Consider the following 14367-nt stretch of genomic DNA (forward strand, 5'->3'; position numbering starts at 1 on the left):
TTATTCCCTTACCTTTAGGATACTGATTAGATCCATTGATTTAATTTTGAAATATAAAATAATAAAGCTGATGATGGACGTGGCAATGGTTGTAAGAAGTGCAATTCCATAAGTCGTGAGTGAAATATTCAATGGAACATTGAATCCTTCTGTCTCTACAGAGGAAAACATCAAATAGGCGAAAAAGTATCCAGTTAAACATCCAATCGGAAGAGCAACTATGGTCAAAATAGTTAACTCTCCAGCAAGAATAGAAAACACTTCTCGTTTTTTAAAACCTAAAATTCTAAGACTGCCCAATTCGAAAGCTCTTTCGGATAACGCAATCATCGCCGTGTTGTATACGACACCGATCGCAATGATACTCGCAAAAATCAAAAGCACGAGAGTAGTCGCGAGCATACTTCTAGAAGTCATCTCATGAAATACTTTTAGAGTTCCTGCTCTTGTATTCACGCCCCCGATCTTGGGGATACTTTTGAGTTTGCGCAAAAGAGAGGCCTCTTCATTAGAGTCTGTTCTAAGTGCGAGTAAATTAAAGGAGTCGCCTTCTCCAAGTAATCTACTGACTGCCTTTCTCTCCATATATGCACCTTGACCTAGAATCTCGGTTACAATTCCTTCTACAATTACATTTACCTTTTTACGATTTCCTTCTAAAATTTCTATTTGAATTTCTTGTCCAACGGATATTCCTAATTTGCCGGCAACTTGAGAATTCAAAAGGATTCCTGTTTCGGGTGGAATTAGAATTTTTTCTCCTTCGCCGATGAGCCTTCTAAGCTCTGCTCCCTTTGGCAAGCCTTGCAGTAAAATTTCTTTACTCAGTGAACTCGACCTGATACGAATGGGAACCAATCTATATCCTTCCGTAAATAAAACGGATTTTTCTTTTGCAATTTCTAATTCAACGTCAGACGATACAGGTCCAAAAAAAGTAATAGTGACAGACTCCCGTTGCAGCAAATCAAATTGAAGCTCAAGCATATTATCCACTGCATCATACATAAAAGTTCCAATCACCATAATCATCACAGAAGTAGAAATTCCAAGAGAAGAGAGAATGGTTCGAACAGGTCGCTGGAATAAATTACGTAGAATCATCTTTCCCTGTGTAGGCAAAGACTGCATTAGCCGCTCGAGAGGAACTCTAGAAAAAGATTCCGGCATAGGTGGTCTCATCGCTTGAGCTGGATTTAATTTTAAAACGCTTCGAATAGAAAAGAGTCCGCCTAAAATTCCTGAAAGCATTCCCACTCCAAAGCCCTGCAAAATTAAAATTGGGTCAATTAGTAGTTTTAGATTTGGAAATTGATAATACTCTCCGTATAAAGAAAGCATTGCATCTCCAAAACATATTCCCATAAGAATTCCAAGAATTGCTCCCCCCGAACTGATTATCGTTAATATTTTTACATAGTGCAGCGCTATGGTCAAATCACTGTAACCCACTGCCTTTAAAGTAGCAATTTGTTCTCTCTCTTTTGAAATGATTCGAGTGGAAACAATGTGAAGCAAAAAGGCTGCTACACCTAAAAAAATCATTGGCATTGCATAAGCGGTTGTTCTAAGTTGTTTAAATTCATCTCTCAGAAAAGAATGAGAAGGGAGCTTTTCCCTATCATAAGCGCCTAATCCACCGTAACCTTCCAACTCGTGATCTAATAATTTAAGTGTAGATTTTCGATTCGCATCTTTGGAAAATATAAAGATTATATCATTAAAAGCACCCTGCATTTGAAAGGCGGCTTCTAGGGCGTCTTTTTTCATCCATAGAATTCCAAAATGTTTTGGATCGGGTAGTGGACTTGAACTTCTAAAAATATAAACAAATTCAGAAGAGAGAGCAAGTCCTACTACGTTTAGAAATTTCCGCCTGCCTTCTAAAATGACTGCCACCTTCTTCCCCGGCAAAAGATGATTAGCCCGCGCAAAGGATTCACTCAATACTACTTCGTCATTCGTAAGAGGCATCCTACCTTCTGTAATCGTAAGTTCATTCATTCCATCTGTGATAGAGACAAACTTTCCCGCAGAAGGCAATTCCTCTTCTGGAAAGTCAATCACTGACTCATGCACAATGCGAAGTCTTAGGTCTTGGACTCCGGGGATATTTCGTATTCGCCGCTCTAGAATTTCTGGCGCTGGTTTTGAAGAAGCAAATCCTTCTGCGAATAAAGTATTAGCGTAAAATTTATCGCGGGCGTCCCATAGAGAATCATAAGCCGTTCTTGAAGCGATAAACATGGCAATTCCCGAAGCAACAACTAAAGCTATTGTAATGCTTTGTGATTTTAAGCCGAGAATGGCTCGAACCACTTTCAGATTTAAAGTCTTCACCAGCTAATTTCTCCAATGGAAATTCTTTTTGTGTTTTTCTCATCCGAAAGAATTGTTCCATCTCGCATTGTAATAATTCTATCAGCCATGCCAGTAATCGAAGCGTTATGCGTTATAATAATCGTTGTCGTTCCTAGTTCGCGATTTACTTTTTCAATAGCCTCTAAGACCACGCGACCTGTTTTAAAATCAAGCGCTCCTGTTGGTTCGTCGCATAATAATACATCCGGTCTTTTTGCAATCGCTCTCGCAATGGATACTCGTTGTTGTTCGCCACCGGATAATTGCGCGGGAAAATGATCTTTCCTATCTAAAAGACCGACAAGTCCTAAGGCTTCTTCCGGTGCCATTGGATTGGAACTAAGCTCTGTCACTAAAGAAACATTCTCACTTGCGGTAAGACTCGGAATTAAATTGTAAAATTGAAATACAAATCCAACATGCTCACGCCTAAACAGTGTTAACCGCTCTTCGTCCGAATCAAATAAATCCTGGTCTTTAAAACGAACCGCTCCTTCTGTTGGAGTATCCAGAGCACCAAGGATATTTAATAAAGTAGACTTGCCACTTCCCGAAGGACCAAGAAGCACAACTAACTCACCTGCATTTATTTCAAGATTAATTCCATGAAGCGCATTCACACGAATTTCTCCCATCGAATATATCTTTGAAACATCTCTGGCGTGAAAAACTATTTTAGTGGATTGAGTTTCATTATTTAGTATCATAATATTAAATTTAATGATTCTACCTTACCGTCACCCCCGAAATTTTCTGTCGGGGGTCTCAATATCTAGAGATTCCCAACATCGCTTGGCGGTCGTGTGAGCGAAGTTCCACCCATTTGCTTGGTCGCAAATCCAACGCCTTCGCCAGGGTGGAATTTTGGGAATGACAATTTAAAGGATTTCAATATTTTTATTCTTTCAACATCTCGGCTCTCTCTTCTAAAGAAAGCGGTTTTAATTTTTCCATTTCCGCATGAAACTTTTTAAAATCTCGACCGACTTCTTTGAACTTGTCCTGAAAAAGTTTTGAGCCAGAATGGTAGCGCAAAATACCGATAAAGTTCTCGTTGTTAAGAGGAGTCTTCTTAAATTTTTCAGGATTAAAATTGGAAAACTTATCAGCATTCGCTAAAATTTCAGTTCTATATTCTTCAATAATTCTTTTTTTCTGTTCCAATTTTTCTATGTCAGCCAAATCTTCTCTCTCATACATTGCTTTTAGTTTAAAGGCAGTTTCTTTTACTTTAGAGATAATAATATCCGATTGTAACTTTGCTTTTTTGCGCTTCTGTAAAACCTCTTCCGCCTTATCAGAATTATGCGCTCGATAGAAAAGTTCCGTTCCTTCTTCCTCAACAAAGCTTGCATAGGATTCATTAAAATTAGAATCTCCTGGAAAATACACAGTAGCATGAGACATTTCGTGTATCACAAGTGAAACCAATTCATCTTCGGTCATACGAAGTTGTGGAGAGAGAACTGGATCCGAAAACCAACCAAGTGTGGAGTAAGCAGCCGTTATCCGCACGCGTGTATCCAAACCTTTTTCAATGAGATTTTTTTCTTCATCCTTGGCTTTGGCTAAATCAAAATAGCCTTTATAAGGAACAGTTCCAGCAAACGGAAACCACCAGGTATACGATTCAAATTTTAAGGGATAGGAGGCACTTACATTCCAACCAACTTCCTCCCTATCAAGATTAGTAAAATATTCAAAGCCACCCTTCGGATTCAAATGAATTTCTTTGACTGCAAAATTTCTTACTGTTTGAATGAGCTTGAGTTTACTCTTTGTTAGGCTCTCTTCTTTTTCAGATTCTATTACCTGAGGAATTTCTTTTCGATTTAAAATTATTCTCGCCTGTTCGGTGCTTACATGGTAAAGATAAGGAATGCAGTTTTGAAAAAGGAATAGGGAAAATAAAATAGAATTTTTTACAGAAAAGTTGTTCATAAGAATCGATGGTTTGCAAGATGTTAATTGCTGTCAAGATAAGGATTTATACAGTCATTATATCATATACTTTGTTTGTAAAATAGACCTCTCACGATTTTCCTCCCTGCGCTTGGTCGCGCCCTTCGCCTTCGCATGTTCGAGGTGACTGTGTAAGCACTTCCTCAACTTGACAGCATCACTCTACGTTACCTGTGCCAAATCTTTGCTATTTTATTTCCGAAGCGCCCACACTCCATCCCAGTTCTTCGGCGGATTTTTTATTAAGTATTCACAGCGTATAGCATACACCTTGGAAGGATTTGTAGGTCGTCCGGGATAGACTTCCTCTAATTTATTTGCTTGCACAAAATGGTTCTTAGCCTCTAGAAATTTTCCTCGCACATAAGCATCCTTTCCGCGATTGTAAATTTCTAAAAGTTCTCTTTGTGTGTCAGTTAGTTTTCCTTTCTTTCCAAGTAATTCATAAACAATGACGGGAACATTTTTTCCATAGACTTTGATTTTATCTATTTCGCGAACTTCAATCGACTCAGAGACTAACGCATACGTATATTGACTTAACAACGATTCAACGCCATATTGCTTAGAGGCAGATTCCAAACGCGCTGCAAGATTTACATGATCTCCAATGACGGTCAAATCAATTCTAGCCTCAGAGCTTCCAATATCGCAAAGAATAATTTCTCCTGAATTCATACCATAGCGAATGCGTATCGGATCTTTTGTTAAAATTTCCGACTGTAAATTTGCTTCTGCAATTTTATCGCGAATCTCCTGCACTGCGTTAATTAATTTTAGAGCGGATGACGCGTGTTCGTCGCCAATCCAATAAGCCATACAAGCATCGCCCATAAATTTATCAACATCCCCCTCATGCTTATGAATCGTTTTTGTAATGAGTTCAAAGATTGTATTGATTTGTTCCACGACTGAATCGGGAGGATACTTCTCACAACGCGCTGTAAAATTTACAATGTCCGTAAAAAGTAGAGAGGCATATTTTTTTTCTGATCTACGTCCTCCTGCTCCATTTGTCAGGATCGCTTTTTCAGAGGCAATCTTAGCCGATGACTTTGACAAATACTTTAGAAGTTGTTTTCTCTCTGCAGCAGTGCGTCTATCAGCGAGTAACCGCTCAACAGAAGCAAGAAGTGTATCCATCGAAAAGGGCTTACTGATAATTCCTGACACACCCATATTCATAATCATTTTATAATCAGCATTATTATCACGAGAAGTGAGAATTAAAATAGTTGGATGAAATCCAGTATTCGCATTCTTTAGCGACAAACATAAATCCATTGCTGTCTCTGCACCTAATTCCATTTCGCTAATGATTAAATCAAAAGGATATTTCTGAATCAGATGAATCGTTTCCTCGATTGTAGAAGTGGAGCGAACGGAAAAACCCTGCTTACGTAACGACTTAGTTATATTCGCAATAATATGCTCATCCTTCTCGAGGATAATAATGTTTTCCCGCCCACTCAGAGATTGTTTGAAATGTCGATTAATGCGCTCGAGCAATTCTCCAATCACAACAGGCTTTGTAATATATTCATCAACGCCCGCATTAAATCCTTTTTGAATGTCAGAAGCAGAGCCGAGAGTGCTTGACATGATAATATAAGTATCTTTCACATCTGGATGCTTTCTGATTTCTGTGCAAACTTCAAACCCGTTCATATTCGGCATTTCAATATCGCAAATAATTAAATCAGGCTTATATTCAATTGTTAAGTCTAATCCCTCTTTGCCGTTAAATGCTTCAAAAACTTTATAGCCCTCATTTGCAAGCGGCGGGACGAGATGATTGTGAACAAGCTTTGAATCATCAATCACTAAAATTTTATGAGTATCCGTTAAAAATTTCTGAATCGAATTTTCAATTTCTCTAAATGTTACAGGCATTTGAAAAAATTTATCGGTTACATTGCTTGCATCTTCTTCTGTTTTATAATCAGCAGAAAGAAAAATAATTCTAGTTTCATACCCATAAAACATTTTTAATCTACGCGAAAGTTCGATTAGGTGATACTCGTCTTCATCTGTTTGTAAAATCAAAAGTGATTTTTTAAGTTCAGAAATTTTTAAGGTGAGTTCAACAAAGCTTATTTTTTCAAAGGCAAATTTGTTAATCGATAATTCATTGCTTAAATATTCACTTAACAGCGGATTATCCACACAAACGAAAATGGGATAATTTGAATTTTTTATTATAACAGGCTCTTCCACTATTCAACTCCAATATAACGCTTAGCTAAATCAGTCAGTATTTCAGGATCTACAGGTTTCTCCAAAAACTCACTCGCGCCAATTTTTAATCCTCGCTCTTTATCTTCTGTAGAATTTTTTGAAGTAATCACGATAACCGGAATACTTTTGTATAACGGTAAACTTTTCAAGCGGGTAACAAGATCAAACCCGTCCATGAGTGGCATAACTAAATCAACGCAAAAGAGAGAGTATTTTTTTACACGAACCATTTTCAATGCGTCGAATCCATTTTCGGCTTCATCCACAATGTATCCCGCGCGGGTTAAAATAGATTTAATACTTTTTCTTTGCATTGGCGAATCATCCACAACAAGAATAGAAACTGGATCTTCTTTTTTTAACATTTTAAGGAATGGAGTTTTGTTATCTAACTTATTTTCTTGATTATTTAAGGCTGCGACTGTTTGAGTGGCTACTTCTATTAATTCTCTCGGATTTAAAATCAACACCAGGCGCCTATCGCTAAGGATTGTGCATCCCATGATAAAGGGGACTTTCTTTAACAAGTTTCCTAAATTTTTTATAACTATTTCCTGTCGTCCTAAAAGAGAGTCTACAATGAGTCCCACTTTTTGAACACCATCCGAGAGGATAATTACAGGTATCTCCTCTTTAAAAAATACAGGTTGTGAAATTCCAAGTAAATCCGAGATAGGAACTAAAGAAATTACTTCTGATCGCAAATGATATAAAAGTTTAGAGCCAACGCTTTCAATCTCATCTCTAGATACAGTTAAAATCTCATCGACATTAGTCATTGGAAAAGCAAGGAGCTGACTTCCAGATTCAAAAAGTAAAACACGAACCACTGCAAGTGTCAGAGGGATTTTTAAAAATATAGAAGTGCCCTGTCCTTTTTTAGTTTGAATGTCAATACTTCCCTGCAAGCTTTTGATCGTAGACATTACAACATCCATTCCAACTCCACGTCCACTTAGCTCTGTAACTTTTGCCGCAGTAGAGAAGCCTGGAGCAAATATAAATTCTAAAATTTCTTTCTGGCTAATATGACTTAGCCGATCTTCTGTTACTAATCCTCTTTCAATTGCTCGCTTTAAGACTGCATCTGTATCAATTCCTCTTCCATCATCTTTAATTTCAATGACAGCATGAGAGCCTTGGTAATAGGCACTTAAATGAATACTACCCGTTTCATTTTTTCCAGCCTTAATTCTATCTGCCGGCTCTTCCAAACCGTGATCGATTGAATTTCGTAAAATATGAAGAAGCGGATCTAAGAGGGTATTTATCATTACCCTGTCAAGTTCCGTTTCCTGTCCGTATAAAATCATTTTTACTTTTTTGCCGGCTTGCCTTGCCATATCTCGAATCAAAGAAGGAAATCTTTCGAACAATGTAGAAATCGGAACCATTCTGAAATTCATCACTTCATTTTGTAATTTAGAAGTAAGTGTTTCTAAGTTCTCTACGTTTTTCATCATGGAATTTTTTAATTCCTGGAATGAAATTAAAATAAGCGTTAGTTCCTCTTGTTGGCTTAATTCATTTCTAGAAATTTCTGATTTCATTTCATTGTGAAATCTATAAACCAAATCATACAATGTGCTTTCGGGAATATTTGAGCCTGATTTTTCTAACTGTGATTTTAATTCAGAAATCAAAGTTTGATTCGAGCGCGAAATTCTTTCTAGTAATTTCTTTGATTCAAATTCTTCCGAGTTAACAAGACTTCTTTTTATATCACGAGTCATTCGGGAGATATTCGCTATTTGCTCCTGAAATTGAATTCTAGAAATAGACAGCTCGGAAGCAGTATTGATTACCTCATCTAGTTTATCAATACTGACTCGAATGGATTCAACTTGTCTATCTTTGATTCTAACAACTGGCTCTTTTTCTTTTACAATTATATTTTCTGATTTTGTCGTAACGGGAGCGGGTAATTCTGATTTTACCGCAACTTCTTTTATTGGCTCTTTTTGAATTTCTTTTGGAGTTTCCTGTCTTAGTTTCTCTTCCTTAGTTGTAACTTCCGGAAGACCAATTCCACAGGCTTCATTTAACTTTCTAACGAGAGGAGCAATTCTAGTTCGAATCGGACCTTTGGAAGCAACTTCTTCTATCATCTCACTGATTGCAGTTCTAGCCTCAAGCAGATAATCAATATAAACCGGTGTTACTTCCATCTTTTGATTTCGAAGTAAATCTAAAAGATTTTCAACCGAATGGCTTAGTTTTTCAATCTTAACAATTTTTAAAAGCCGCGCTCCTCCTTTTACGGTGTGAACGGAGCGAAATAATTCATTTATAATTTCTAGTGAATCAGGATTTGACTCTAAATCAATTAATCGATTTGCTATCTTGGAGAGATTCTCATAACTCTCTTCATAAAAATCACTAATGAGACTAACTTTTTCGATTGGAATATTTAAATCTTCCGGCTCATCATTTATTTTCTCTGATTGAGCTTGTTGCATGGAAGAATCTTTAATAATAGGAGGTGATTTCTCCTTTAGAACAGGTTGCTCTGGCGGATTATTCGTATTTTGCGCAGTAGTTTCAGTTTCTTCTGATTTATATGGAGTTGGGATTGTGTAAGATTTTTTAGCAAATACAATCTGGTTTTGTTTTTGTCTTTCATTCCAAATTTCTAATGGCTTAGACAAATAGACCTTAGACTCTTCTACCAATAAAGAAATATCTTCTTTAATAAAACCTGCATCCGAAAGTTGATTTAATACCTTTACTTCCGAATTCAAAATTAATTTTATCAAATAATCTACAGAGAATTTAGAAACAGAATTTTCTTTTCTAGCAAAATCAAAAATAAAATCTAAAATGGAAGTGAGATGAATCATTTTTTGAATTCGCAAAATTTTTGCAAATCCAAGAATTGTATGATTTTTGCGATAGGCGGTATCTAAGTCTCCCTGTTTATTTTTACTTAACTCAAGGCCATTTACAATGGCTAATATCGATTGCACTTCACTGAGAGACTGAGTGATAAATTGCTTGAATAGATTTCGACTCTGAGCTTCGATCAAAGGATTCTCTGGACTTTTGTCTTCTTGCCAGATTGTTAAAATTTCTTCAGAATACATTACTGCGCCTCCGATGAAAAATATCCGCGTAAATCACTCGACTCAACTAAGTTCTTGGCAGAAATCATAAGTAGAGTTTGTTTTTGTAACTGTAAAATTCCAGTCGCGTATTCGCTAATCGGTCCAGTTAAAACACCTTCGTTTGATTGAATCAAAGCATTGTCGACTTCTTTCATTTTAGAAACTGAATCCACACATAGAGCAATCTCAGCACCACCGCTTTGCAAAATTACAAATTTAGTATTCTCATTCAGACTACGAGCGGATAACCCTAAGTATGTGGAGATATCCATACAGGGAATTACTTTTCCTCTTAAGTTAATAAGTCCTCGTAAAACAGGAACGACTTTAAATAAGGGAGTAACGTCTAAGCTTTCTAAAACTTCAAGGACTTCTTTAATTGGCACGCCGAAGTTTACTTCCCCAATCGTGAAAAAAATAAATTTTTCTAGAACTTGTTGTTTGGTCGAAACAAACGTTTCTTCTTTTTGATTAGATTTTAATGAAACTTGTTTAGTAAAAATTTTTCTGTAATGTTTGGTAATTTTTTCTTCATTTAAAATAACAAGAGGTTTATCGGCTAACATAGAAAAACCGACAATAAAACTTTCAAATGAATCTTCTTGAAAATCTTCCGAATCTTTTTCTGGCTCTGGAATTATATTATAAAATTTATCAACAGCAAGTGCAATTTTACAGTTGTCTCTTTCAAAAATTACGACAGTTTTTATCGGACGATTTTTTTTGTCAGATTTTAAATTTGCAATTGCTATTGGATCGATTACAGGAATTGGAATTCCGCGGTATTGAATCATTCCACGAAGTCCAATCTCTTCCCAAGGTAAATCTTTTACATCCGGGGAATCATAAACTTCTATTACACTCGTGAGTTGAATTGAAAAATAGGCAGCACCGTATAAAAATACAAATTGCTTATTTTCTAGAACGGTATTTAACTCGGCTGGATTAATTGTTAATTCATTGGACATTTGACATTACCCGCTAGTTATTCAAAACGTTTTTGTTGTAAAATCAACACACACCAACCCTTACCCTGATACTTATTATATCCTTCTGTTCTAGAATATCCAACTAAATAGATATTGTTCGAATCAGAATCTCGCTCTACGATAAATCCATTTCCTCCTTCCATAGCGAGTTTAAATGCTTCAAACTTACTAAAATCTTTTTTGAGGATTTCTCGATTATCCTGTGAGGCAATGACAAGACCGGCAGAGTTTAGAAGGTATACTTTGCAATCACTGTATACTTGCGTTGCGTTAATAATATCCATAATAAAATTCCAATTAAATCTTGTTGTGAGGACACCCACGATTTGCCCCATTTTATTTTTTACAGGTGCACAGTAAGTAACGGTATGAACTCCAATCGTATCAGATTTATACATATCGGTTACTGTGACGTAGCCTTGAATTGCCTGCTGAAACCAATCTCTATCGGATTGATCTTGACCAATTAAATCCTGCCTGATACCAGCGGCGCATACAATTCCTTTCTGATTTAAAAGGTAGATATCGTAATACACTTCATAAATTCCATGCAGATCTTTTAGAAGAGCGCACGCCTCGTCTCGATTCATGCCTGACTCAGCGCAATTGATTACTTCATCAAATGTTGTCCAAGCCTGAACGTCACAATTTCTTTCGAAAAGATTTCGGTCAACTTTATCAATCGTGTCAAATGCAGCATCCGCAAGACGGGTAGATACGGTTTCACGAACGACTTGATTTAGAGAGTCTAACGTAGTATTAATCTCTTCTGTTAGTTGATCTGACTTTTGAGAAAAGGCTCTGACTTCTTCGGCTAATACTGAGAAGGCGCGACCTTGATCCCCAGCTCTATCAGCACGAATGGCAGCGTTTAAAGCAAGAGTAGTTGTGACATTATTTATTTTATTGATTGATTCAATCGATTCACCTAGCTGGTGGGTAATCTGTAGTAACTGGTTGTTGACATCTTCTGAGTGTGCTCTTGATCTAGTTCCGATTTTATTTTCACCTGTTTCAGGAAAGGATTCAATTATCACTCTCGGATTTTCTAATTGGATTGGCTCATCTACAACTACAGACCAACCTTTGCCAGCATATGCATTGTATCCTTTTGTTCGAGAAAAACCGTAAGCTTTCCATTGACCATTGCGAGCGGTTTCTATACTGTAACCTCTATGACCCTGAATGGCACTTTCACCAGCTCCAAGCCATAAAAGATTATCTCGCAAAATATCATACATGTGTTTGGAAGAAATGATCGTTCCAAAAGATGAAATTAAAAATATTTTACAATGCTTTTCTAGTTTTACTTTCTCAATGATGTCATAAACAAAATCCCAATTAAATCTAGTAGTAAGAACTCCTATGATATTTTTGTTCTGATCTCTAACAGGAGCCGAGTAGCTAACGGTATAATTCCCCACCGACTCAGAAAAATACATATCTGTTACATGCACTGAATTGGAGCGGATAACTTCGCGAAACCACTGCCGATTTGATTGATTCTGTCCAAGTAGGTGCGGATTCTTTCCTGTTGCAATGACATATCCATCTTTGTTTAAAAGAATTATATCATGGTAAACTTCATATACATTAACAAGGTTGTTTAAAAGATTACTAGCATCAAATCCATTTCCAGTCAGACAAGCGTTGACATTATCCTCAAAAGTTGCCCAGGCTTGACAGTCGCAATTACGTTCAAATAAATTTCTATCAATTTTATCGATGATGTCTATAGATAAATCTGCAAGTCGAACAGCGATAGCTTTTGCACAACAAATTCTTAAATTCTCAATCAAAACTTGAATCTCACTGAAAGATTCTTCTGATCGAGTCGAAAGAGTTCTTACTTGTTCGGATAAAGAAGAAAAGTTATCCGCTAATTGTGCTGACCTAGAAGACTCGATTGCAGCATTGATTGCAATTAGTTTGGTTGTGCTATTGATGTCCTTAATTTGTCTTAGAATATTTACTATCTTAGTTGTTGCATCGATAAGTTGTGAACTAATAGATGTATTTGCCATTTTTTTCCTCTATTTGATTTTAAGTTGCAGCTTTCTATTAAAAAAATACGCGATAAACCCTGTTGGGCGAATTAAAAATAAATTCGTAAATAAATTAAATAAAGAAATATAAAGCAAGCAATTTTGCTTAATAAATAAGTATTTTACGGATTTAGAAATAGGCTGAGTGTTAGAAAATTAATCAATCTTTCCCAGTTCCTATTTATAGATAATAAATATGCAGGTATCAGACCAAAGTGTAATAATTTAGTAATAAAAAACTTAAACTATTAATGAGACATATACAAGATTATTATGTCACAAGAATGTCAATAAGACATAAGTAAGTTTTACGCAAGTGTAAATAAGACATAATAATTTATTATGTAACTTAATTTTTTGCCGTTAGGAATCTTTCTGTAGAAAACAAAAAAAGTTATTTTCAAAAATCAATGCGACATATTCCTTATAAAAACACGCTGCTTTTAAGTTATCTACTTATTTACGGGTACAACAATCACAGCAATTAATATATATATTTATAATATGATAGGGAGTAAGACATGAAATTTAAAGTTAAAACATCTGATTTTCAAAAAGCGATTAGTTCTGTAGAAGGGGTTATCACTGTAAGGGAAATAAAGTCGATACTTTCTAATATCAAAGTCGAAGCTGAAGACGGCAAAGTATACTTATCCGCTACTGATTTAGAAATTTCTATTAAGACATCTGTAAGCGCAGATACATTAGAGCCAGGATTAACTTCTATTCCAGCGAAGCAGCTCAGTAACACTTTCAAAACAATTAATTTTCCAGAAGCGTTAATTGCTCATAATCCTGATGCAGAAGGAACTGTCAGCACAGTTATCACTGACTCCGAAAAAAAGAAAGATTTCAAAATGAATATCAATGGAATTGAAGGCGAAGAAATTAAAACCATTTCCAAAGTGGATGATTCTCTTGTAGTTGATTTCCCATGTTTTACAATTTCTGAAATGATTAAGAAGACTTCTTACTCCGTTGCTCTCGAAGATACTAGATTTGTATTCAATGGTCTTTATGTAACTTCTAGCGAAGGAAAAATTTCTTTTGTAGGAACAGATGGTAGACGACTTGCAAAAATTGATCGAGTGATTCCAAATTCTCTCCCATTCAGCAAAGGTGTTATTATCCCCCACAAAGCAATCAAAGAAATTATGAAGATGATTGATTCAAATGATTCTGGAAAAATTGGAATTGTAGAGAATCAAATTTACCTCAAGATTGGAAACGTTGAACTACTCTGTAAATTAATTGATGGAAACTATCCAGACTACGAAGCAGTAATCCCAAAAGAATCAAAGAACTCTGTTCGCATTAACAAAGACGAATTACAAGTAGCTCTTCGCCAAGCATTGATTGCTGCAGAAGAGCCATCTAGACAAATCAGAATGACTTTTTCTGGAAACCTACTTCACATCAATTCTTCTACTCCCGGCTCAACAGAGGTTAATGTGAGTATACCGGTAGACTATAAAGGTGAAGAAACTTCCATTGCGTTTAAGGGCGATTATCTCGCTGACGTAATTAAATCTATCGACGATCCAGAAATCATCATGGAATTTTCTAGTTCAAATTCCCCTGCAGTATTTAAGGACCCGTCTGACGCTCAATACATATCTGTCATCATGCCGATGAAGTTGTAAATTTTAAACTGTCATTTCGAACTAG

General features: G+C 36.1%; 8 protein-coding genes. 1 reads left to right on the forward strand and 7 read right to left on the reverse strand.

The window, feature by feature from the left end; translation table 11 throughout:
- From IPH52_03255 to IPH52_03285, 7 genes are all read right to left on the reverse strand, one after another.
- Entirely contained in the window at window positions 1-2343 is a 2343-nt protein-coding gene (locus IPH52_03255; protein MBK7054058.1) for an FtsX-like permease family protein, read from the reverse strand.
- On the reverse strand, window positions 2337-3068 hold the full coding sequence (locus IPH52_03260; protein ID MBK7054059.1) for an ABC transporter ATP-binding protein: 732 nt from the start codon (window positions 3066-3068) through the stop codon (window positions 2337-2339). Before IPH52_03260 ends, IPH52_03255 begins: the two co-directional genes overlap by 7 nt.
- 190 nt (window positions 3069-3258) lie before the next feature.
- Window positions 3259-4302: an aminopeptidase gene (locus IPH52_03265; GenBank protein MBK7054060.1), complete on the reverse strand. Its 1044-nt coding sequence runs from the start codon at window positions 4300-4302 to the stop codon at window positions 3259-3261.
- A gap of 213 nt (window positions 4303-4515) precedes the next feature.
- Window positions 4516-6540, reverse strand: a complete 2025-nt coding sequence (locus IPH52_03270; protein ID MBK7054061.1) for a response regulator — start codon at window positions 6538-6540, stop codon at window positions 4516-4518.
- Complete coding sequence (locus IPH52_03275) at window positions 6540-9644, reverse strand: response regulator (protein MBK7054062.1); 3105 nt, start codon at window positions 9642-9644, stop codon at window positions 6540-6542. The genes IPH52_03270 and IPH52_03275 overlap by 1 nt, the downstream gene beginning before the upstream one ends.
- Window positions 9644-10633, reverse strand: a complete 990-nt coding sequence (locus IPH52_03280; GenBank protein MBK7054063.1) for a chemotaxis protein CheW — start codon at window positions 10631-10633, stop codon at window positions 9644-9646. The genes IPH52_03275 and IPH52_03280 overlap by 1 nt, the downstream gene beginning before the upstream one ends.
- A gap of 17 nt (window positions 10634-10650) precedes the next feature.
- Window positions 10651-12678, reverse strand: coding sequence for a hypothetical protein (locus IPH52_03285; GenBank protein MBK7054064.1), 2028 nt, complete (start codon window positions 12676-12678; stop codon window positions 10651-10653).
- A gap of 542 nt (window positions 12679-13220) precedes the next feature.
- On the opposite strand from IPH52_03285, the gene dnaN reads away from it, so the two are divergent.
- On the forward strand, window positions 13221-14342 hold the full coding sequence (dnaN, locus tag IPH52_03290; GenBank protein MBK7054065.1) for a DNA polymerase III subunit beta: 1122 nt from the start codon (window positions 13221-13223) through the stop codon (window positions 14340-14342).
- Window positions 14343-14367 lie beyond the last annotated feature (25 nt).

Source organism: Leptospiraceae bacterium, from assembly GCA_016708435.1.
In the GTDB taxonomy this organism is placed as follows: domain Bacteria; phylum Spirochaetota; class Leptospiria; order Leptospirales; family Leptospiraceae; genus UBA2033.